Origin of the sequence: Ralstonia sp. 22111 (assembly GCF_052045895.1) — a bacterium.
Lineage (GTDB): Bacteria > Pseudomonadota > Gammaproteobacteria > Burkholderiales > Burkholderiaceae > Ralstonia > Ralstonia wenshanensis.
On the sequence record NZ_JBQEPR010000001.1, the window covers coordinates 854,310 to 873,812 of the forward strand.

The 19,503-nt window shown below is 65.6% G+C and carries 20 protein-coding genes; 7 read left to right on the forward strand and 13 right to left on the reverse strand.

Annotated features, from left to right (window positions below):
• Positions 1 to 47: 47 nt before the first annotated feature.
• Both ACTJK4_RS04010 and ACTJK4_RS04015 read right to left on the reverse strand, forming a co-directional pair.
• Positions 48 to 680, reverse strand: a complete 633-nt coding sequence (locus tag ACTJK4_RS04010; RefSeq protein ID WP_322017674.1) for a hypothetical protein — start codon at positions 678 to 680, stop codon at positions 48 to 50.
• A 134-nt stretch (positions 681 to 814) separates the two neighbouring features.
• Entirely contained in the window at positions 815 to 1,402 is a 588-nt protein-coding gene (locus ACTJK4_RS04015; RefSeq protein ID WP_440476231.1) for a hypothetical protein, read from the reverse strand.
• Between the two features lie 173 nt (positions 1,403 to 1,575).
• On the opposite strand from ACTJK4_RS04015, the gene ACTJK4_RS04020 reads away from it, so the two are divergent.
• Positions 1,576 to 1,881 carry a hypothetical protein gene (locus ACTJK4_RS04020; protein WP_343618083.1) on the forward strand — a complete coding sequence of 102 codons (306 nt, stop codon included), beginning with the start codon at positions 1,576 to 1,578 and terminating at the stop codon, positions 1,879 to 1,881.
• Positions 1,878 to 2,078, forward strand: a complete 201-nt coding sequence (locus tag ACTJK4_RS04025; RefSeq protein ID WP_232042093.1) for a hypothetical protein — start codon at positions 1,878 to 1,880, stop codon at positions 2,076 to 2,078. Before ACTJK4_RS04020 ends, ACTJK4_RS04025 begins: the two co-directional genes overlap by 4 nt.
• Positions 2,079 to 2,095: 17 nt before the next feature.
• Here ACTJK4_RS04025 and ACTJK4_RS04030 read toward each other — a convergent pair whose 3' ends face one another.
• Positions 2,096 to 2,437, reverse strand: coding sequence for a hypothetical protein (locus tag ACTJK4_RS04030; protein WP_322017673.1), 342 nt, complete (start codon positions 2,435 to 2,437; stop codon positions 2,096 to 2,098).
• 219 nt (positions 2,438 to 2,656) lie between these two features.
• Between ACTJK4_RS04030 and ACTJK4_RS04035 the strand changes: the two genes are divergently transcribed.
• Positions 2,657 to 4,120: an aminotransferase-like domain-containing protein gene (locus tag ACTJK4_RS04035; RefSeq protein WP_232042973.1), complete on the forward strand. Its 1,464-nt coding sequence runs from the start codon at positions 2,657 to 2,659 to the stop codon at positions 4,118 to 4,120.
• A 9-nt stretch (positions 4,121 to 4,129) separates the two neighbouring features.
• Here ACTJK4_RS04035 and ACTJK4_RS04040 read toward each other — a convergent pair whose 3' ends face one another.
• From ACTJK4_RS04040 to ACTJK4_RS04055, 4 genes are read right to left on the reverse strand one after another with little or no spacing between them, the layout of a single operon-like run.
• Positions 4,130 to 4,798, reverse strand: coding sequence for a PqiC family protein (locus ACTJK4_RS04040; RefSeq protein ID WP_316868406.1), 669 nt, complete (start codon positions 4,796 to 4,798; stop codon positions 4,130 to 4,132).
• Positions 4,795 to 6,438, reverse strand: a complete 1,644-nt coding sequence (locus ACTJK4_RS04045) for a PqiB family protein (protein WP_316868407.1) — start codon at positions 6,436 to 6,438, stop codon at positions 4,795 to 4,797. Before ACTJK4_RS04045 ends, ACTJK4_RS04040 begins: the two co-directional genes overlap by 4 nt.
• Complete coding sequence (locus ACTJK4_RS04050) at positions 6,435 to 7,172, reverse strand: paraquat-inducible protein A (RefSeq protein ID WP_316868409.1); 738 nt, start codon at positions 7,170 to 7,172, stop codon at positions 6,435 to 6,437. Before ACTJK4_RS04050 ends, ACTJK4_RS04045 begins: the two co-directional genes overlap by 4 nt.
• A complete protein-coding gene (locus ACTJK4_RS04055) occupies positions 7,169 to 7,990 on the reverse strand; it encodes a paraquat-inducible protein A (RefSeq protein WP_394372361.1) in 822 nt (273 codons plus the stop codon). The genes ACTJK4_RS04050 and ACTJK4_RS04055 overlap by 4 nt, the downstream gene beginning before the upstream one ends.
• Before the next feature lie 194 nt (positions 7,991 to 8,184).
• On the opposite strand from ACTJK4_RS04055, the gene ACTJK4_RS04060 reads away from it, so the two are divergent.
• On the forward strand, positions 8,185 to 8,679 hold the full coding sequence (locus tag ACTJK4_RS04060; RefSeq protein WP_316868410.1) for a hypothetical protein: 495 nt from the start codon (positions 8,185 to 8,187) through the stop codon (positions 8,677 to 8,679).
• A 23-nt stretch (positions 8,680 to 8,702) separates the two neighbouring features.
• On the opposite strand, the gene fghA is transcribed toward ACTJK4_RS04060, so the two are convergent.
• Together fghA and ACTJK4_RS04070 are read right to left on the reverse strand one after the other, a co-directional pair.
• Complete coding sequence (fghA, locus tag ACTJK4_RS04065; RefSeq protein ID WP_316868411.1) at positions 8,703 to 9,566, reverse strand: S-formylglutathione hydrolase; 864 nt, start codon at positions 9,564 to 9,566, stop codon at positions 8,703 to 8,705.
• Positions 9,567 to 9,588: 22 nt separating this feature from the next.
• Complete coding sequence (locus ACTJK4_RS04070; protein WP_440816178.1) at positions 9,589 to 10,695, reverse strand: S-(hydroxymethyl)glutathione dehydrogenase/class III alcohol dehydrogenase; 1,107 nt, start codon at positions 10,693 to 10,695, stop codon at positions 9,589 to 9,591.
• 232 nt (positions 10,696 to 10,927) lie between these two features.
• On the opposite strand from ACTJK4_RS04070, the gene ACTJK4_RS04075 reads away from it, so the two are divergent.
• A complete protein-coding gene (locus ACTJK4_RS04075; RefSeq protein WP_232042101.1) occupies positions 10,928 to 12,730 on the forward strand; it encodes a methyl-accepting chemotaxis protein in 1,803 nt (600 codons plus the stop codon).
• A 7-nt stretch (positions 12,731 to 12,737) separates the two neighbouring features.
• Here ACTJK4_RS04075 and ACTJK4_RS04080 read toward each other — a convergent pair whose 3' ends face one another.
• Entirely contained in the window at positions 12,738 to 13,406 is a 669-nt protein-coding gene (locus ACTJK4_RS04080; protein ID WP_440816182.1) for a glutathione S-transferase family protein, read from the reverse strand.
• Positions 13,407 to 13,536: 130 nt separating this feature from the next.
• Here ACTJK4_RS04080 and ACTJK4_RS04085 point away from each other — a divergent pair, with 130 nt between their 5' ends.
• Complete coding sequence (locus ACTJK4_RS04085; protein WP_440816185.1) at positions 13,537 to 14,349, forward strand: AraC family transcriptional regulator; 813 nt, start codon at positions 13,537 to 13,539, stop codon at positions 14,347 to 14,349.
• A 13-nt stretch (positions 14,350 to 14,362) separates the two neighbouring features.
• Here the strand turns inward: ACTJK4_RS04085 and ACTJK4_RS04090 are convergent, their stop codons facing one another.
• The gene (locus ACTJK4_RS04090) at positions 14,363 to 16,120 is read right to left on the reverse strand and encodes a GGDEF domain-containing protein (RefSeq protein ID WP_440816836.1); all 1,758 of its coding nucleotides are present in this window, start codon (positions 16,118 to 16,120) and stop codon (positions 14,363 to 14,365) included.
• Between the two features lie 352 nt (positions 16,121 to 16,472).
• Entirely contained in the window at positions 16,473 to 16,754 is a 282-nt protein-coding gene (locus tag ACTJK4_RS04095; protein WP_004629803.1) for an antibiotic biosynthesis monooxygenase family protein, read from the reverse strand.
• A gap of 252 nt (positions 16,755 to 17,006) precedes the next feature.
• On the opposite strand from ACTJK4_RS04095, the gene ACTJK4_RS04100 reads away from it, so the two are divergent.
• Positions 17,007 to 18,056, forward strand: a complete 1,050-nt coding sequence (locus ACTJK4_RS04100; protein ID WP_440816188.1) for an AI-2E family transporter — start codon at positions 17,007 to 17,009, stop codon at positions 18,054 to 18,056.
• 30 nt (positions 18,057 to 18,086) lie between these two features.
• Here ACTJK4_RS04100 and ACTJK4_RS04105 read toward each other — a convergent pair whose 3' ends face one another.
• Positions 18,087 to 19,331, reverse strand: a complete 1,245-nt coding sequence (locus ACTJK4_RS04105) for a saccharopine dehydrogenase family protein (protein WP_440816190.1) — start codon at positions 19,329 to 19,331, stop codon at positions 18,087 to 18,089.
• Positions 19,332 to 19,503 lie beyond the last annotated feature (172 nt).

Sequence of the window (19,503 nt, forward strand, 5' to 3'; positions counted from 1 at the left end):
GGGCCAGCACATGTGGCTGGCCCGATGCTGTATCGATTACTTCGTCATCACATCGGCGGGATCATCCCGTCCTTGCCGACCAGGACGCGCTGCGCGACCAGCGTGCCTTGCGCATCGGCGCGCACAAACATGACAACGTGCGCGCCGGCTTTCAGGTCATCGCGCCGACCCGGCTCGAAGGTGACGATCGGCACTTGCGGCGGCACCACGATACGCTGCTCCCCATCCTTGTATTTGACCGACAGCGTGCGGCCCTGCGCACCGGTGACGGCGCCTGCCTGTTCGACGGTGCCGTTGGTCATGCTGCTGTTCGGGCCCATGTCGTACGGGCGATGGCCGTCCCCGGTGCCACGCATGGCTTCCGGAAACACGTGGACTTCAAGCGCACGCAACGTGCCGTCGGGCTCTTTGACCGCCGCCGTACCGATATAGCTGCCGGCGCGAATGGCCGACGGCTCGATCGGCGCAACCTGCGTGACGTTGATGTCCACCGGCAGTGTCACGGTGGCCTTGTTGCCGGAGGCGTCGGTCACATCGACAGCAGTGCTGTGGACGGCGTTGATGGTAGCGCGTACGCGGGTGGGCGCAGCGGTACTTTGCGCGGAGGCGGCCAACGGGAAGAGTGCTGTCACGACGGTGACAACTGCAGCGGTACGGGCTGAGAGACGTAGTCGGTTCATTGGGCAGGGGCGTGAAGTTCGCTCAAGGGGAGCGGGGTGGGCCAGCGCAACTCGCATGTGCTGCGGGGCGGCCCGCCAGTCTAGACCGGACCGCGCCCACGTGCAGGCACGGTCCCCGTTCCGTCCGTTACGGCTCAGCCACGATGCTGGCCAGGCACGCGCTTGCCTTTGTACGTCGGGCGGCTTCGGCGCATGTTGTCTGACCAATCTGTGCCGCCCTCGGTGGGCGAGTGCACCGGCACATCCCGGCTGCCCGGCTGCGGGTCGATCGGTGCTTCGTCCAGGTCGACCGCGTCCGGCGCATCGGCATCGTCGTTTTCACCGGCCAAGCCCGTGGCGTGCTCCAAGTTCTCGTCGTCGATCGGTGTGTCGACGTCGGGGTGATGGATGTCGTGTATGGCGTCGGGCATCAGGTCGCCGCCTTCGCGTATGACGGGCTCATGCCCGGCGGCGCGGCGCTCGCCGGTGCCGGTGGAGTCTGTGTCGCTGTCGAGGTTGACGTCCCCCAGGTCCGCGCCGGCCGTGCGGTTGGCTGCATTGCCGTGCGGGTGCACGGCGGGATCCTCGTCAAAGCGATCTTCAACGTCGCTGCCCAGGCCCGGGCCGCCCACCACGTCGCTGCCCGAGTCCGAACTGTCGGAGGGGCCGAGTGCGTCGGTTCCGTGACCTTTGCCGGTCTGTGCAGGTGCTTCGCCGGTGCGATACAGGTTGCTGGTTGCCATGTGGTTTCTCCATGCGTGCTTGTGCGCCAATGCGCGACACAATGGGCGCAGCAAGGCGGATACCCGGGGCAGGGGCGCTGCACGCGTACATCTCGCACTGTTACGGCGGCACGCTGGTTGCGACGCGGTTGGGTACGGGCGAGCCGTCCGTGAACCGAACCAGGAGGCTGACGATGAAGCAACACGCACAGCAACCGCACAAGCCCGCTGCCCACGCGGCGGAAAATGCGGGGGAACGCAAGAGCGAGAGCAAGAAGGGCGAGCGCGGCGATCAGGCACAGCAAGGACGGGGTGCCGCCAAGGACCGCGCTGATTCCGACCGCGCCGAGCGCACTTCCATGCAGCACGGCACTGACCAATCGGCAAAACGTCCGATGCAGGCGCCCGCCGAGGATGGCCGTGCCGCCGCGCAAGAAGGGCAATTGCCGCAGAATCAGCAACGTCTGGGGCAGCACCAGAACAGTCGGAAGCAGCCATGAGCGCCACCAAGAAGCCTCATGGCGATGACAAAGCCAAGGCGCCTTCGGGTGACGCCGCCAGGCCCGTCGTGCCGGCCATCCCAAGTGAAAGCGGCGTAGGCGAAGAAGATCCGGGCGACTTCGAGAACGCGTCGATCCATTCGGACGACGGGAAACGCCCCGGCGCCTCGCCGGCCAAGCCAGACGGGCGGCGGTAACAGCTCACCTCGTCATTTCAGCCGCGCGACGTCCGGCGCGGCTGAACCACGTTGGCCAACCAACGCCACATTGCAGACCAGGCCGGGCGCTGTGTGCGGGCGGTAGCGGCGACGATGCGCACGTGCGCGCCGATGCGGCTGTCGGCATGCAGGTGCCACCACCCGGACGTTTCCACAACGTGCGCGTGGCCGGCGCCGAGCGTGTACCGCGCTGCTGCAATCGAGCGTGATGGTGGCTCCAGGTGCAAGCAGCCTTCCAATGCCACAAGCACGGTTCCAGCGGGTAGCCAGCGCAGGCCGGCTTCTCCGGGGCAAAGCGCCAGCCATTCGGGTTCGGAAGCGGGTGCCGTTGCAGTCATGTCGATCTCCTGAACATGGCTCAAGCGTAGGGACGCGACCCCAAGTTCAACAGACACAGAAACCGGCAATGTGCGGGGCAACAGGCGTGCCCCTGTGACAATCTGTTGCGGTACAGTTTGACGTTGTCTGTATCTGTTGCGGTGGCGGCCGTGCCGGCATGATGTGTCGGATCCCTCTCCTTGCCGCCTGTCGCCGTCCGCTCGCCGCCCCTCGCAGCCATGTCCGTCACCGAGTTGACTTCTCCGCCCGCGCAGCCGCTGTACCGGACACTTGCCGATCATTACCTTGGCGCGATCCGCAGCGGGGTGTTGGCGCCGGGCGAGCGCATGCCGTCGGTGCGCATGCTGATGCGCACGCACGCGGTCAGTCTGTCGACCGCGCTGCAGGTGTGCCGGCATCTGGAGACGGAAGGCTGGCTGGAAGCGCGCGAGCGCTCCGGCTACTTCGTGCGCCAGCCGCGCCGCGCCTTGCTGGCCCCCGTCAAGGAACCCGAAGTTTCGACGCCGGATCCCGCCGCCTACGTGGGTGTGCATGCGCGCGTGTCGGCCATCGTGGCGCGCGGGCAGCAGGCTGCTGTGCACGTCGACCTCTCCGGCGCAAGTGGAGCGGCTGCGCTGTACCCGGCGGCAGCGCTCAACCGGATTGCGTCCCAGGTGTTGCGGCGGTATCCGTTGCTGCTGACCCAGGCCGTCATCCCGAACGGTCATCCCGAATTACAGACCGCCGTGGCGCGCCGTGCGCTCGACATGGGCGTGCAGGTCGCGCCGGACGACGTGATCGTCACCCACGGCTGTATCGAGGCGGTGAACCTGGCATTGCGCGCGGTGGCCCAGCCGGGCGATACGGTGGCCGTGGAATCGCCGACTTACTACGGGCTGCTGCAGGTGCTGGAAAGCCTGGGCATGCGCGCGGTGGAAATTCCTACCAGCCCACGCACCGGCATGTCGCTTGAAGCGCTCGAGATGGCCGTGCAGGCCTACGGCAACATCCGCGCCGTGGTGGTGGTGCCCAACTTGCAGAACCCGCTCGGCAGCATCATGCCGGACGCGGCCAAGCGCCGGATGGCCGCCTTTTGCGACGCCAACCGCATCGCGCTCATTGAAGACGATACCTACAGCGCGCTAGGCGACAGCCCCACGCCGCTGAAGGCCCTCAAGGCGTGGGACCGCACGGGCAACGTCATCTATTGCGCGTCGTTGAGCAAGGTGCTGGCACCCGGGCTGCGCCTGGGCTGGATGGCGGCCGGCCGCTGGCAGGGGCGCGTGCAGATGCTGAAGTTTGCGCAGTCGCGGCCGAACGATTCGTGGTCGCAGGTGCTGGCGGGGCGCTTTATCGCCTCGGGTGCGTACGACCGTCACCTGCGCACGCTGCGCCAGACGTTGCGTGAGCAGCGCGAGCGCATGGCCGAGTCGATTGCGGGATGCTTTCCCGCCGGCACGCGGTTGTCGGTCCCGTCAGGCGGATTGGCGATGTGGGTGGAGTTGCCCGCGAACGTGTCGTCGATGGAACTGTTCGATGCGGCACTGGCGCAGGGCATTCGAATTGCGCCGGGGACGATGTTCTCGAACCTGAACCGCTTCGATCATTTTTTCCGCATCTGCTTCGGGCTGGCGCCTTCGGCCAACCTTGAAGCTGCGCTTGCCACGCTCGGCCGGCTCACGCAGGAACTGGCCGAGCGCTGACGTATCGCCTTACCGGCACCACGCCGGCACAGCGGAAGGTGTTTCCAGACTCTGCACACTCTGCGCAATCTGTTGCGACCACTGCTGCACGAGCCGTTGCGTGGATGACACCACCGCGTCTACGCCCGCATTCGCATCCGCACCTGCAGGTTGCCCATTCACGGGCAGCGCAAGCGTCGTCTGGCAGGTCAGGGCGGCGGTGCTCGCGCCTTGGGTGGCCGCATCGCGTGATACGCGCCACGTCACCAGCGCCGTCACGCCTTGTCCGGGCCGCGCGTCGTAGCTGCCCATTTCAGCGCCGATGCGGTAGAGGGGCACGCCCGCCGGTGCAGCAGCGCCTCCCACGTCCACCGCAGACAGCGTTGTCGCCAGGTCCGCAGACAGCGCGTCGCGCAGTTCCGATCCGAACGGCGCGGCCCAGCGCTGCTGCTCAAGCGCCACCACTTCGCTGTCGGACGTACGCAGCACGATCTGCGGCTTGTCCAGCCGATCGGGCACCCGCACGCCCGAGAGGCGGAAGGCGCGCTGGAAACGGCCGGTGCCCGAGGCTTCGGGGCGCACCGACAGCGTGTGCAACGTCGGCTCGGGGGAAGCGCACGCCCCAACCAGCAACGCCACGGCGGCGGCGCTGGCCAGGCGAAGGGAAGAAGACAGCATCGTCGTTTGCATCGGCATCATTGCGCGTCCTTTGCCTTGCCGCGGATCAGCGCTTCCGGGTGGCGGTCCAGATAGTCGGTCAGCACGCGCACGGACGCGGCGGCCTTGGCCACCTGTTCCAGCGTGTCGCGCGCATTGCGTTGCAGCGGGGCATCGTCGGAGAAGACCTGACGCGCAGAATCGAGCGTGCGGCGCGCCTCGGCCAGCGTTTCCTTCATCTGCGGGGCGAGATCGCTGTTGACGGTCTTGGCCAGTTGCTCGGTCTGCTTGAGCGTCGCGTCGAGCGTCGTCAGCGTGCGGTGGACGTCCTGGCCGATCTGCTCGAACGGTACTTTGTTGAGCTTTTTAGCGATGCCGGCAATCTGTTCTTCGATGTCGTCGGTCGGGTTGTCGGCGGTCGGGAACACATAGGCGCCGTCGCGCTCACGCATGCCGAAACGCGGCGGCGTCTTGTCGCGGTCGGCCGAGTCGATGAAGTCGAGGTTCACGAACTGCTGGCCCGTCAGCAGGCTCGCGCTCTTCAACTGCGCGCGCATGCCGTTCTTCACCAGCACGTCGAACTGCGTGCGGACGTCTTCGGCGGCGTGCTGCGGATTGTCGTCGCGGATGTCCATGCCGAAGCGCGTGGGATACAGCGTGGCCGTCACGGGCAGCACGAACTCGTGGCGCTTCTTGCTGTAGTGGATGCCGATCGACTTGATCTCGCCCACGTTGATGCCCTTGAATTCCACCGGCGCCCCCACGTTGAGCCCGCGCAGCGAGCGGTGGAAGTACATCACCACGGTCTGCGACAGGTGTTCGGGGTCCTTCAGCGCCATGGTCTCGTTGCGCACGAGCGGGAACTCGGCGTCGGAGGCAGCGGGCGCGTGATCGGCTTCTTCAGGCGTCTGGAAAGCGATGCCGCCCAGCGCCACGGTCAGCAGCGATTGCGTATCGACCTTCAGGCCGCTGGCGTCGAGCTTGAGGTCGATGCCGCTGGCGTTCCAGAAACGCGTGCCGCGTGCCACAAACTTGTCGAACGGCGCGTTGACGAAGATGTGCAACGTCACGCCCTTGCCGTCGGCGTCGATGTCATAGGCCGTGACCTGGCCTACGCGCACGCGGCGGAAATACACCGGCGCGCCGATATCGAGCGAGCCCAGGTCGGGCGCATGCAGCGTGAACTGTTTGCCGGGCGCATCGGCGGAAATGGCCGGCGGCGTGTCGAGGCCCTTGAAGGTGGATTTCTTCTCCTGCGAGCGGCCGCCGTCCACGCCGATGTACGCGCCGGAGAGCAGTGTGCCGAGGCCGGAAATGCTGCCGGCCGCCACGCGCGGGCGCACCACCCAGAAGCGTGTGTCCGATGCGGCAAACGCCTTGCCATCATGCGTCAGTTCGATCAGTACCACGGCGCCAGACCGGTCCTCCGTGAGGCCCACCGCCTTGACCACGCCGATATCGACGCTCTTGTATTTCACGCGGGTCTTGCCGGCTTCGATGCCCTCTGCCGAGCTGAAGGTGACGGTCACCTGCGCGCCGCGCGCCAGGATCACGCGCGCCATGAGCGTGGCGCCCACCAACAGCGCCACGATCGGCACCAGCCAGATCAGCGAGGGCAGCCAGCGCTTGCGCTTCGTGCGGCGCGGCCCGGGAATGTTTTCATTATCGACGGGGTCGGTCATACATCGGTCTCTTCAGGATCGGGCTCGTCGATGACGTCCCAGATCAGGCGGGGATCAAAACAGCGGGCGGCGAACATGGTCAGCACCACCACGGCGGCAAACGGGCCGACACCAGGGCCGGGCTTGATGATGGCCAGCGTCGACAGATGTACGAGTCCCGCCAGCAGTGTCACCACAAACACATCGAGCATCGACCACCGGCCGATGATCTCGACCAGCGCATACAGGCGCGTGCGCAGTCGCGGGTTCCAGCGCCAGCGCTGCTGCACCGACAGGCAAAGCACCGCCAGGATCCCGAGCTTGGCCAGCGGCACCAGGAAGCTTGCAATGAACACGATGATGGCCAGGTGCCACGAACCCGACGTCCATAGATAGACGATCCCGCTCATGATGGTGTCCTGCTGCGTGCCGAGCAGGGTGTCGGTAATCATCACGGGCAGCAGGTTGGCGGGCAGGTACATGGCGGCCGCCGCAATCAGCAGCGCCCAGCATCGCGCCAGGCTGTCGGGCTTGCGCACGTGCATGGGCGACATGCAGCGCGGGCAGACCGGCGCCGCGGCGGTCTCGTCAGGTGCGTCTTCGTGGGTAAGCACCGCTTGCGTGGCGGCCTCCGATTCGGGCATGCGCGCCAGCAGGCCGCAGTGCTCGCATGTCACCAGGCCATGTGCGGCGGCGCGCAGCGGGCGGCCTTGTTGCGCCGGCTGTGCGGAGGCAGACGTCGTGGCGCTGCTCATGGGCGGTCCTCGCCGGGGCGGGCCGCGGCATCCGCGCCGGTGGGCGCATCGACGTGCGAGCCCGGCGGCAGCGTGAGGCCGATCTCGCGCCAGAACGGTCGCAGGTCGATCGACAACGCCACCGTCAGGAACACGGTGAGCGCGGCAAACGCCCACAAGCCCGCATCGGCTTCCAGCGACACCATGCGCGCGACTTTGATGAGCGCCACCACCACGCCCAGCATGAAGATCTCGACCATCGCCCACGGGCGGATCAGCGCTGCCGCGCGCAGCACCAGCGCTGCGGCCGGATGCTGGCGCCCACGCCATCGTGCAATGAGCAGCGGGGCAAGCACCGACATGTACATCAGCGGGAAGAACACCGTGGTGAGCGCCACCAGCACGGCGGCGAACAGCATGTCGTAGTCGTACAGCGCCACGATGGCGCCCCACAGCGTGGTGGCGTGCCGGTTGCCGCCACCGTTCATCTCGGCAATCGGAAAGATGTTGGCGACGATGTAGACGATCAGGCCCGTCAACACCAGCGGCAGCAGTACCGAGAGCCGCTCGCTCTGGTTGCGGTACAGCTTGACGCCGCAGCGTGTGCAATGCGCCTCTTCATCCAGCGCAATGACCTCGTGGCGATGCAGGGTGTCGCAGTGCTCGCACGCGATCCAGGCATCGGGATCGCCGGGCAGCGGCTGTGCGACCGGGGCGGCCTTGGCGTTGGGGGCGTCGCCCGCTGCGCGCCAGGACTGCGGCAGCGGGAAGGGGAATTTCACGTTAACAGCTCCATCGTCGGGCTGAAGGCGCGGTGGCGGCGTTGCAGATGCAAGCACCGGAGCACGGACAGCCGGGCAGGCGATTATACATACACGATTGAATGTATAGCTGAGTGCGGACCTCCGCATTTTGACGCACGGTCACAAGCAAATATCCCGCCAATCCGCACGATCGACATGACATGGCGTGACGGCGGAACGGGCCTTGCTCCCGTGGAAGGGGCACGTTCTCAACCTCAAAGGAGCAATTCATGACGTATCTCCGTGCCTCTTCTTTAATCGTCGCACTGGCGCTGGCGGGCGGTACCGCCGCAGCGTATGCCCAGACGGGGGCAACCCAATCCAATAGCACGGCTGGCGGCAGCAGCATGTCTCCAGCGGGTGGCACCGGCACCGGCGCAACTGCGACGGGCACGGGGGGTGCCGCCGCCGACAGCAATTCCGCCAACAGCGGCCGGGACGCCACCCGCAACCGCAACGCCACCGGTAAGCAAGGGCACTCCGGCAATATGCGCTCGCGCTCGAGCGGCGGTTACGGCGGTAGTGCCAATGATGCGACCGGCAGCGCGACCGGTGGCGGCTCGGGTGGAATGGGCGTAGGAGCCCCAGGTAACGGCGGGTCGATGGGCGCGCCCGGCGGCGGTAGTGGCGGTGGGGCTGCTGGCCCGGGCGGCGGCAGTGGCGGTGCGGGTACCGGAGGCGCCGGCGGAGCGGCGGGCGGCAGTGCCGGTGGTGGCAGCCGCTAGCCCAGCCGCGCGCTTACCTGCGGCTAGCGCAGTTGTGCTGCGTGATGCAGCAGGTGGTCTTCGATGAAGCTCTCGATGAAGTAGTAGCCGTGGTCGTATCCCGGGTGGCGGCGCAGTCGCAGCGGTTGCCCGGCTGCAGCACACGCCGCGGCAAAGTCATCGGGGTACAACTGCTCGGCGAGAAATTTGTCGGCCTCGCCCTGATCGATCAGGATGCCGCCGGGGAACGGGCACGATGCCTGCCGCATCAACTGGGTGGCGTCGTGGGCTGCCCAGGCGGCGCGATCGTCCCCGAGATATCCGGTGAACGCCTTGATGCCCCACGGGCACACAGACGGATGCGCGATGGGCGCAAACGCAGAGACGGAAGCGAAGCGCTCCCGGTGGCGCAAGGCCAGCGTCAACGCGCCGTGGCCGCCCATCGAATGCCCGAAGATGCCGATGCGCCCCGGTGCTACCGGAAAGGCCACGCGCGCGATGTGGTGCAGCTCGTCGGCAATGTAGCTTTCCATGCGGTAGTGCTGGCGCCACGGTGCCTGCGTGGCGTCCAGGTAGAAGCCGGCGGCGATGCCAAAATCCCAGCTATCGGTTTCTCCGGGGATGTTTGCATCGCGGGGGCTGGTGTCAGGCGCGATGAGGATGAGGCCTTCACGTGTCGCCGCGCGCTGCGCGCCGGCCTTGATGGCGAACGTCTCTTCCGTTGCCGTCAGGCCGGCCAGATAAAACACGGTGGGGCACCGCGTGCCTGCCAACGCCTGTGGCGGCAGGAAGACGGAGAAGCGCATCGGCAGCCCGATTGCCGTCGAGGCATGCCGATAGAAGCGCTGCACGCCGCCAAAGCAGGCGTGCTCCGAAAGGAGTTCAAGTTCCGGTACCGGGATCGTCATCGCGTGGCTCCATCCTCAAGGTTCAATACAGCACGACCGAACGGATCGACTCGCCGCGCTTCATCAGCTCGAAGCCTTCGTTGATGCGCTCCAGCGGCAGCCTGTGCGTGATGAGGTCGTCGATGTTGAGCTTGCCTTCCATGTACCAGTCGACGATCTTCGGCACGTCGGTGCGGCCACGTGCGCCGCCGAAGGCCGAGCCTTTCCATTCGCGGCCGGTGACGAGCTGGAACGGGCGCGTGCTGATCTCCGCGCCGGCCTCGGCCACGCCGATGATGATCGACTGGCCCCAGCCCTTGTGGCAGCACTCCAGCGCCTGACGCATGACCTTCGTGTTGCCGATGCACTCGAACGAGTAATCCGCGCCGCCATCAGTCAGCTGGATGATGTGGTCGACTACGTTCTCCACCTCGTTCGGGTTGATGAAGTGCGTCATCCCGAATTTGCGTGCCATCGCCTCGCGCGCGGGGTTCAGGTCCACGCCGATGATCTTGTCTGCACCGACCATCTTCGCGCCCTGGATCACGTTCAGCCCGATGCCGCCCAGGCCGAACACCACCACGTTGGCGCCGGGTTCCACCTTGGCTGTGTACACCACCGCGCCCACGCCCGTGGTCACGCCGCAGCCGATATAGCAGACCTTGTCGAACGGGGCGTCGGGGCGGATTTTTGCGAGCGCAATTTCCGGCACGACGATGTGATTCGCAAACGTTGACGTACCCATATAGTGGAACAGCGGCTTGCCATCGAGCGAGAAGCGCGACGTGCCGTCCGGCATCAGGCCCTTGCCCTGCGTGGCGCGAATCGCCTGGCACAGGTTGGTCTTGCGCGAGAGGCAGAACTTGCACTGGCGGCATTCCGGCGTGTAAAGCGGAATCACGTGATCGCCCGCTTTCAATGACGTCACGCCGGCGCCCACCTCCAGCACGACACCCGCGCCTTCATGGCCGAGGATCGCCGGGAAGATGCCTTCCGGGTCAGCGCCCGAGAGCGTGTAGTAATCGGTATGGCAGATGCCCGTCGCCTTGATCTCGACCAGCACCTCGCCGGCACGCGGTCCTTGCAAGTCCACTTCTTCGACAGTGAGCGGAGCACCGGCTTTCCAGGCGATAGCGGCTTTGGTTTTCATGCGCATTCCTTTTTTTGAAGTGGGGCCTGCCCGACGTGGGCAGCGTAGGGAGGGCGATTGTAGAACGTTGCCTGCTCCGGCAACGTGATAGCAGAGTCATGTCACGCAGATCAGACTTCAGATTTCCTTATGACGGCCGTTTCTTGTGCGACGGCATGGCCGACAGGGTCGTGTGCCGCATGCCTTACATGGTGGAATCCCTGCCATGGGCCTCGTAGTAGGAAACCATACCGTGCTTGCATCCATCCGTACCCGCATTTTGCTGACTTGTGTTGCCATCGTGGTCGGCGCATTGACCTTCGCTGGCGGCCTCAACTATCTCGTCACGCGTTCGTACAACGACGAGTCCATCCGCCAGAACCTGCAGTCCGTCGCACGTGGCCACATTGCCGGCATCGACGACTGGGTAGCGTCCAAGACGCAGATGATGGTGTCGCTGCAGGACGTGGCAGTGTCTGCCGATCCGATTCCGGTTTTCAAGGCCGTGCATAAGGCCGGCGGCTTCATCAACGTCTATGTCGGCTACCCCGACAAGTCGTACAAGTTCTCGAACCCTGAAGGCATTCCGCCCACGTATGACCCGACCGCGCGCCCCTGGTACAAGCAGGCGGTGGAGGCCGGCAAGCCCGTGGTGACGCCGCCGTACGTGAGCGCCAGCACTGGCCAACTCGTCGTGACTTTCGCGGTGCCTATCCTGGAAGGCAGCACGCTCAAGGGCGTGATTGGCGGTGACGTGGCGATGGACAGCGTGATCGCCAACGTCAAGGCCATTCACCCGACACCGGCCAGCTTCGGCTTCCTGGTCAATGCGGCCGGCAAGATCGTCGCGCACCCGAATGACAAGCTCACGCTCAAGCCGGCAACCGATCTGTCGGCAGGCCTGAACGAAGCCACGCTGGCATCGCTGGCGCAGGCGGAGAAGCCCGTGGAAGTCACGGTGGATGGCGCGTCCAAGCTGCTCTACCGCCAGGGCGTGAAGGGCACCGACTGGGGCCTGGTGGTGGCGCTGGACAAATCGGATGCCACTGCCGGCATGCGCTCGCTGGTGATGACGTCGATCGGCGCGCTGGTGGGTGTGGCCATCGTTGCCGCCCTCATCGTCGGTGCGATGACGGCACGTGCGTTCCGCCGCCTGTCGATGATCCGCGATGCCATGGACGACATCGGCTCGGGCAGTGGTGACCTCACCAAGCGTCTGCCGTCGGACGGCGAAGACGAAGTCGCGCAGATCGCCCGCTCGTTCAATACGTTTGCCGACAAGCTGACGGCGGTGATGCAGCAGATCCGCCTGGGCAGCGATTCGGTGCGCTCGGCCGCGCAGGAAATTGCTGCCGGCAACGCAGATCTCTCGCAGCGCACGGAAGAGCAGGCCAGCTCGCTGGAAGAAACCGCATCGAGCATGGAAGAACTGACGAGCATCGTGAAGCAGAACGCCGACAACGCGCGTCAGGCCAGCCAGCTTGCCGTGACGGCGTCGGACGTTGCCACGCGCGGCGGCAACGTGGTCGGCCAGGTTGTTCAGACCATGGGCGGCATCAACGAGAGCAGCAAGAAGATCGCCGACATCATCGGCGTCATCGAAAGCATTGCGTTCCAGACCAACATCCTGGCACTGAATGCCGCGGTGGAAGCCGCACGTGCCGGCGAGCAGGGCCGCGGCTTTGCCGTGGTGGCCAGCGAAGTGCGCAGCCTGGCACAGCGCTCGGCCGGCGCGGCCAAGGAAATCAAGGCGCTGATTCACGATTCGGTGGATCGTGTGAGCAACGGCACGGCGCTGGTTGATCAGGCCGGGGTGACGATGGCGGAGATCGTCGACGCGGTGAAGCGCGTGACCGACATCATGGGCGAGATTTCGTCAGCGTCGGAAGAGCAGAGCAGCGGTATCGAGCAGGTCAATCAGGCCGTCAACCAGATGGACCAGGTGACGCAGCAGAACGCGGCTCTGGTCGAGCAGGCCGCGGCCGCTGCGGAATCGCTGGAAGAACAGGCCCACAACCTGAATGAGGCCGTGGGGCAGTTCCGCCTGTCGCACTGAACCGGGCTCAGGCCTGGGGAGCGGCTGCGCCGGCGGCCGCTTTGGCCTGGTCCTGTTCTTCCGCCAGAGCGAGGTCTGCTGCCCGGGCTCGCTTGACCCCAGGCCGTGCCAGGACGCGGTCGATATACGCGCGCACCACGGGCGTTTCGGGCATCAGTTTGAACATCGTGATCCAGTCCAGTGCGGCGCCCCAGAGCACGTCTGCCGCCGTGAAGCGCTCGCCGAGGAAGTAGGGCCCTTTGGCCAACTGGGCGTTGATCGCGGCAATGACCGTATCGAAGTCGCCATAGGGTGAGGTTGAATACGCGGCAGGCGGGCGGCCCATTGAATGGTCGACGACAGCGGGCTCGAAGCACGAACCGTAGAACGCCATCCAGCGCAGATATGCGCCGCGCAGCGGGTCGCCCACCGCGGGCGACAGCCGGGCTTCCGGATACAGCTCTGCCGCATAGAGATACACCGCCACCTGCTCGGTGACGATCACATCGCCGTGACGCAGCGTCGGCACCTTGCCTAGCGGGTTCATCGCGAGAAACTCCGGCGTCTTGTGCTGGCCCGTGGTCAGGTCGAAGGCGTGTACCTCGTAGTCGGCACAGAGTTCTTCGAGCAGCATGCGCATGCCCCGCGAGCGGCTGCGCGGCGAGTGGTAAAGGATCAGGTGGCGGTCTTGGGGCATCGTCGGCTCCGTATGCGATGGAAACGGCTGAGGAAAGACTGTCACTGTAGGCGCGGGGCATGCCTGCGTCTTGGAAAAATCCGCTGCGGCGGTGCATCATCGCGGCATTGTTTTCGCCCCCGCCGCTTCCATGACCGATCTACGTGACGTTGCCGCCAAGCCAAAAGGTGTGGTCGATCCGCTGGCATTTCGCCAGCGCTTCCGCCTGAACCGTTACGAGCCGAGTGCTGCGTTGGCCGGGGTGCTCGAGCACCACTGGATTGTCGAATGGGACTTGCGCGGCCAGCCGCCCTATACGCAGCGCACGCTGCCGTATCCGTGCGTCAACCTGGTGTTCGACCGTCGGCAGACCGCTGTCTTTGGCGTGGTGTCGGGCGCGTTCGAAACCACATTGGCTGAGACGGGCCGCGTGATCGGCCTGCGCTTTCGGCCAGGTGCGTTTCGCGCGTTCTTCGGCAAGCCGGTGCGTTTGCTGACCGACAAGACCGTGCCGGTTTCCGATGTGCTCGGCATGAGCGATGCGCAGGCAGAAGAGATCGTGCTTGGTGCGCGAGACGACGCCGGCATGGTGTCTGCCGCCGAAAGGCTGCTGCTACGCGTGCTGCCGCCGCCCGATCCGCAGGTTGAGCGCATCCACAGCATCTTGCAGTCGCTTCACCAGGACGTACGCCTGACCCAGGTGTGCGACCTGGCCGAGCGCGCAGGCATAAGCGAACGCACGCTCCAGCAATTGTTCTCGGAGTATGTTGGCGTGACGCCCAAGTGGGTGATCCGCCGATACCGCTTGCATGAAGCGGCCGACCAGCTTGCCAACGGCGCGGATGTGGATCTGGCTGAGCTTGCGCACGGGCTCGGTTACTTTGACCAGGCCCACTTCACGCGTGACTTCCGCCGCCTTGTCGGTAAGGCGCCCGCGGAGTATCGGCGCGCCAATCAGGCCTAGCGCGCCCGGCGCATCAATCCGCCGCGAGCGCCACGTCTGGCGACGCAGGCGGGCGATCCGCCATCACGCAGTTGCGCCCCGCCAGTTTGGCGGCATACAGCAATCGGTCTGCACGCCGCAGCAGTGGCTCCAGTTCGGGGCCATCGGCCGCAGGTGCTGCCGCTACGCCAAAGCTGGCCGTCATGCGGCAGGGCAGATCGGTGCCGGTGGGCACCGTCACCTCGGCAATGCGATGGCAGAGGTGATCGGCCACCGCGCGCGCCTGCGCGAGGTTATCTGCCCACACCATCACCGCGAATTCTTCGCCGCCGATGCGCGCCACCATGTCGGCGGACGGGCCCTCGGCGCGGCACAGGCTTGCAACCGTGCGCAGCGCTTCGTCGCCCACGGCATGGCCGTACGTATCGTTGATGCGCTTGAAGTGGTCGATGTCGAACATGATGAGCGCAATGAGCCGCGCTTCCGGCTGCGGCGATTTGCACATCGCGCTGGCGCGGTCTTCAAAGGCGCGGCGGTTGAGCAGATGCGTGAGCGGGTCGGTCTCGGCCATGCGCGCAAGTTCCCGCATCAGGTGCGCGCGCTCCAGTTCCAGCCGGCGGCGCTCGATGCTGTTGATGCGCAGCACGCGGATCGCCTCGAACATCGCGCGGATCTCGCGTCGCGCGAAACCGGTCGGGATGTGCACGCTCAAGTTGCCGCGCGCAATCCCGTCGATCAGCCGCGTGGCATTGACAAACGGCCCCACCACATTGCGGCGGAACGAGATCGTCATCCATGCCAGGGCGCCCAGCACCGACACCACGGCGGCCGCCGAGCCGATAAGCACCAGCAGCATCGCGCGCCGATGTTCGCGGATGTCGTCAACCGCCAGGCCCAGCACGATGTCGCGGAAATCCGTGATGGCGCGCATGGTGGGCACGTAGCGCTCGGCAAATGCGGCAGGGGTGATATCGACGCCGCCGGGCTGGCTGGCCTTCTCACGCACGGTGGCCACGTAGCGCAGCCCGTCGCCGAAGTATTGCGCGCCGAGCGTGGTGACGGCGTGCTGGTTCAATGCCGCCTGCGCGCCCACGCGGGTCTCGATCATGCTGCGCAGCTGGTCAATGCGGCCTTGTGTGCGTTCGATGGCAAGCTGCTCTTCAAATGTGAGCATGCGGTGCATGGCCAGCGCACCGGTAAAGCGCGAACCGAGCTGGCCCGCGTATTCACGCAAATCGGCCGACAGCCGCGCCAGCGTCAGGCAATTGAGCACGTCAGGATCGCCGCGCGTGATGTTGGCCGTGCGCGCGTTGACGATGGGCAGGAATTCCGGGATCACCGCGATCATGCGGTTCACGCCGTCGGCCAGGTCGCTGCTGCTGCGCGAGCGCAAGGGCAGGGCGGTCAGCCGGTCGATGTTGGCGCGGGCCGCGGCCAAGTGCGTTTGGGCGCGGCCTGCTGCCTTGATGTCGGCTTCGCAGCCTGGGCAATGTTCCGGACCCAACGCGTCGAGTAACTCGGCGATGTGTTTGTCGCTGGCGGCGCGCATGTGTTGCAGGGCCGCGATGCGCTCGGCCAGTACCGGCAAGTCTTCGCCCAGCACGCCGTTGGTCGGGCCGCGTTCGGCTGAAACCTTCTCCATGGCCAGCAGTGTCATGCGCAGCGCCTGGACGCTGCGGGCTGCATTGTCGGCGCGGCCGTACGCCAGCCACGCGTAGCCCAGCAGCCAGCACGATAACGACAACACCGGAACGAGGACGATGGCGACGCTGGCGCCAAAGCGCCTGTCCATCGACGTTTCAGAAGACATGAACGGAGTGGTTGAGCGTCTTGGCGGGCGGTTGGGCAGAGCCGGGAGGCTGTTGCGAACGGGTGGCACAGGTGCCCGCGCTCATTGCCGCGCGCAGTGCACATCTCTGGCTAACGGCAGCATCGGGGGCTTCTTTACGCTGCCATTCAACCCGCGCCGCGGGAGCGGACTGCAAACAAATGCAAAAGGATTCTTACGGGATGTTCAGGCCAGAGCGCGGAAAAAGGAGCCGGACGGTCAGGTCGTAACGCTGGCAAGGCACGAGATGAGTGCAAGCCGAGAACGCCGCGTATCTCGTGCCTTGGGGGAGGATCGAATGATTCGGGCGGGCCGATTACTTGACTGCCACCTCCGAGTGCACGACTTCCGGCGCCTTGGCGAAGAACGGCCCTACCAGCTTGCGCCATTCCTGGAAGTCGTCGGACTCGCGAAAATCGACCATATGGTCTTCCACGGTGTTCCAGCGCACGAGCAGCACGTAGCTGGTGTCGCGCTCGACGATGTGGTGCAACTCGGCGCCGTGGCAGCCCTTGGCGCGGGCAAATAGCGGCAGGGCTTGCTGGACGGCGGCTTCAAACTCGCGCTGCTTGCCGGCGAGGATCTCGATGTGGGCCATTTCGAATACCACGTTGTGCTCCGTTCGGTTGGATGGGTGAGGAGACTATAGCTGGCAATGCCCGTTGCCATAGCCCGGCCGGCTTCGGGGTTGTTCGACCGTGGGCGCCAGCCTTCGACGGGCTTCGTAAGCCTGTCTGCCCCGCCGGCCGCCTCTATGACAACCGCGGTTGCGCGGGCATACTCGGATTTCATTGCCTGGCCTGGATCCTGCTCGGGCCTTTTAGACGTCACCTTCAAGCGAAAGCACCCCATGGATAGCGGAAACGACCACCAGAAATTTTTCTACCTCTTGCTGTTCGTCGTCACGCTCGGGCTCTGCTGGATCCTCTCGCCGTTCTTTGGCGCGGTGTTCTGGGGCGTCATCCTGGCGATCCTGTTCCAGCCCGTGCAGCGCGCGCTGGTCGCCCGCATGGGCAAGCGGCGCAATCTCGCTGCGCTCACCACGCTCGCCCTCATCATCCTGATCGTGATCCTGCCCGTCATCTTTGTGACGGCGACCATCGTGCAGGAAATCGGTGTTGCCTATCAGGAGATTCAGAGCGCGCAGCCGAATTACTCCCGGTACCTTTCGGAGGCGGTGCATGCGCTGCCAACCTGGGTGCAGCAACTGCTTGCCAAAGCCGGCCTGACCAACATTCCAGGCATCCAGAAAAAGCTGGCCGACGGCGCCGCGCAGATCAGTCAGTTTGCCGCCACGCAGGCGCTGAGCATCGGGCAGAACACGTTCCAGTTCGTGGTCGGCTTTGGCGTGATGCTGTACATGGTGTTCTTCCTGCTGCGCGATGGCGCCGACATCGGCCGCCGCGTGCGCCGCGCGCTGCCGATGGATGAAGAGCACAAGCGCCTGCTGCTGAGCAAATTCACCACCGTCGTGCGCGCCACCGTGAAGGGCAACATTGCCGTTGCGCTGGTGCAGGGCGCACTTGGCGGGCTGATCTTCTGGTTCCTCGGCATTGACGGCGTGGTGCTGTGGGGCGCGTTGATGGCATTCCTGTCGCTGCTGCCCGCGATTGGCGCGAGCCTCGTGTGGATTCCGGTCGCGCTCTACTTCCTGATGGTGGGCGCGATCTGGAAATGCGTGATCCTCGTTGCGTTCTGCGGCGGCGTGATCGGCCTGGTCGACAACTTGCTGCGCCCGCTGCTGGTCGGCAAGGACACCAAGATGCCCGACTGGGTCGTGCTGATCTCCACCCTGGGCGGAATGGAGCTGTTCGGCATCACCGGCTTCGTGATCGGGCCGCTGGTCGCCGCACTCTTCATGGCCAGCTGGGACATCTTTGCGCGCGGGCAGAACGATTGATGCCTCGGCCGAGCGGGCGCTTCATCACGCTTATATCCGCTCGAAGCGCAGACCGGCATGGCGGGTCAGGCGCTCGATGAAACGCTCATCAAACATCGTGGCCGGCGTCCAGAAGCCGCCCGGGCGCCCGGTCTTTGTGCCGTCTTTTACGTGGTCCAGCGCGAGGCTGGCGGCGGCCTGACCCAGCATCTTGCCGGTCGAGCCATAGCCGGGGTCGCGATCCCCGTTCACCTTCACGCGCAACGTGTTTCCTTGATCGGTGCGGCCAAAGAGGCGCAGGTCGTAGCGGCCTGCCAGTTGCGCTGCAGGCGTGGGGCCTTCGCCGGGTTTGGGCAACAGAAAGCGCTCCATCACGATGCGCACGGGCTTGACGACAATGCCCAGCATGAAGGCGCCCAGGCCCGCCACCACCGCCACGGCCCTCAAACGGCCGCTCAGGCCGGACCCCGTCATCACCGCTTCGCCGTAGATGAATGGGTTGCCATAGGCGTTGCCGGACAGGGCGTTGGAGCGGTGCACCACGCGCTCGTTGATGGCCGCCATGACGAAGGGCGCAATCCACACATCGAAATCGGCATCGAATGCTGCGCCCCGGACCGAGCGCTGGCGTGCCGTGTAGCCGTGGCCCTTAGGGCATAGGGAGTAAGGGTCGGCCAGTTCCCTGCGCAAAGCGGGGTCGGCAGCGGCTTCTTGCACGACGTTGATCAGGCTGGCCACCGTGCCGCCAGATGCGCCGCCCTTGAGTGTCTTGACCCGCAACTTCACCTGCGTGGCCGGCGTACCCCATTCCCGCATGGCTTGTTGCTGCAGGAAGTAGACGCCCATGTCCGATGGCACCGAGTCGAAGCCGCAGCAATGCACGATGCGTGCTCCCGATTGCTGTGCCGTCGCTTCATATTTGTCGATCATGCGCCTGATCCATTGGGTCTCGCCGGTGAGGTCGCAGTAGTCCGTACCGCTTTCGGCGCAGACCTTGATCAACGGCTCGCCGTATAGCGCGTAAGGGCCCACCGTGGACACCACTACCCGCGTTTGCGCGCACAGGACGCGCAATTGGGCTTCGTTGGCAGCATCCGCCACGATGATCGGAACCGACTCTCCTGCTGCACCCAGTGAACGTTTGACCTCCAGGAGCTTTGCTTCGGATCGTCCGGCAATGGCCCAGCGCAGCGTTTCCGCATCGCCCGAGAAATGTTCAGCCAGATATCGGGTCAGGATCTGGCCGACAAAGCTGGTGGCGCCAAAGACGACCACGTCGTAGTCCGGAGCGAGCATGGAGTCTTCCTTTTGCTGTGGGCGGATGAGGGCGCTGGCCTGCGCCACTTCGATCGTTGGGCGGCAAGCACATAGTGAAGGCGCCGAGCCCGCCCGGCAACTGGCTGCGCGGGTATCACCGCTCCAGGTTGACGCGCGTCCCTCGGTGCTGCACCGGTGAATTTGCCGGACT

What these genes read in the sequence shown, in the direction of transcription:
- ACTJK4_RS04100 (WP_440816188.1), top strand. Translation starts at nt 17,007, where the DNA reads ATGGATAGCGGAAACGACCACCAGAAATTTTTCTACCTCTTGCTGTTC.
- fghA (WP_316868411.1), bottom strand. Translation starts at nt 9,566, where the DNA reads ATGACGATCCCGGTACCGGAACTTGAACTCCTTTCGGAGCACGCCTGC.
- ACTJK4_RS04040 (WP_316868406.1), bottom strand. Translation starts at nt 4,798, where the DNA reads ATGATGCCGATGCAAACGACGATGCTGTCTTCTTCCCTTCGCCTGGCC.
- ACTJK4_RS04010 (WP_322017674.1), bottom strand. Translation starts at nt 680, where the DNA reads ATGAACCGACTACGTCTCTCAGCCCGTACCGCTGCAGTTGTCACCGTC.
- ACTJK4_RS04070 (WP_440816178.1), bottom strand. Translation starts at nt 10,695, where the DNA reads ATGAAAACCAAAGCCGCTATCGCCTGGAAAGCCGGTGCTCCGCTCACT.
- ACTJK4_RS04035 (WP_232042973.1), top strand. Translation starts at nt 2,657, where the DNA reads ATGTCCGTCACCGAGTTGACTTCTCCGCCCGCGCAGCCGCTGTACCGG.
- ACTJK4_RS04045 (WP_316868407.1), bottom strand. Translation starts at nt 6,438, where the DNA reads ATGACCGACCCCGTCGATAATGAAAACATTCCCGGGCCGCGCCGCACG.
- ACTJK4_RS04105 (WP_440816190.1), bottom strand. Translation starts at nt 19,331, where the DNA reads ATGCTCGCTCCGGACTACGACGTGGTCGTCTTTGGCGCCACCAGCTTT.
- ACTJK4_RS04080 (WP_440816182.1), bottom strand. Translation starts at nt 13,406, where the DNA reads ATGCCCCAAGACCGCCACCTGATCCTTTACCACTCGCCGCGCAGCCGC.
- ACTJK4_RS04085 (WP_440816185.1), top strand. Translation starts at nt 13,537, where the DNA reads ATGACCGATCTACGTGACGTTGCCGCCAAGCCAAAAGGTGTGGTCGAT.
- ACTJK4_RS04015 (WP_440476231.1), bottom strand. Translation starts at nt 1,402, where the DNA reads ATGGCAACCAGCAACCTGTATCGCACCGGCGAAGCACCTGCACAGACC.
- ACTJK4_RS04030 (WP_322017673.1), bottom strand. Translation starts at nt 2,437, where the DNA reads ATGACTGCAACGGCACCCGCTTCCGAACCCGAATGGCTGGCGCTTTGC.
- ACTJK4_RS04060 (WP_316868410.1), top strand. Translation starts at nt 8,185, where the DNA reads ATGACGTATCTCCGTGCCTCTTCTTTAATCGTCGCACTGGCGCTGGCG.
- ACTJK4_RS04090 (WP_440816836.1), bottom strand. Translation starts at nt 16,120, where the DNA reads ATGGACAGGCGCTTTGGCGCCAGCGTCGCCATCGTCCTCGTTCCGGTG.
- ACTJK4_RS04050 (WP_316868409.1), bottom strand. Translation starts at nt 7,172, where the DNA reads ATGAGCAGCGCCACGACGTCTGCCTCCGCACAGCCGGCGCAACAAGGC.
- ACTJK4_RS04095 (WP_004629803.1), bottom strand. Translation starts at nt 16,754, where the DNA reads ATGGCCCACATCGAGATCCTCGCCGGCAAGCAGCGCGAGTTTGAAGCC.
- ACTJK4_RS04020 (WP_343618083.1), top strand. Translation starts at nt 1,576, where the DNA reads ATGAAGCAACACGCACAGCAACCGCACAAGCCCGCTGCCCACGCGGCG.
- ACTJK4_RS04025 (WP_232042093.1), top strand. Translation starts at nt 1,878, where the DNA reads ATGAGCGCCACCAAGAAGCCTCATGGCGATGACAAAGCCAAGGCGCCT.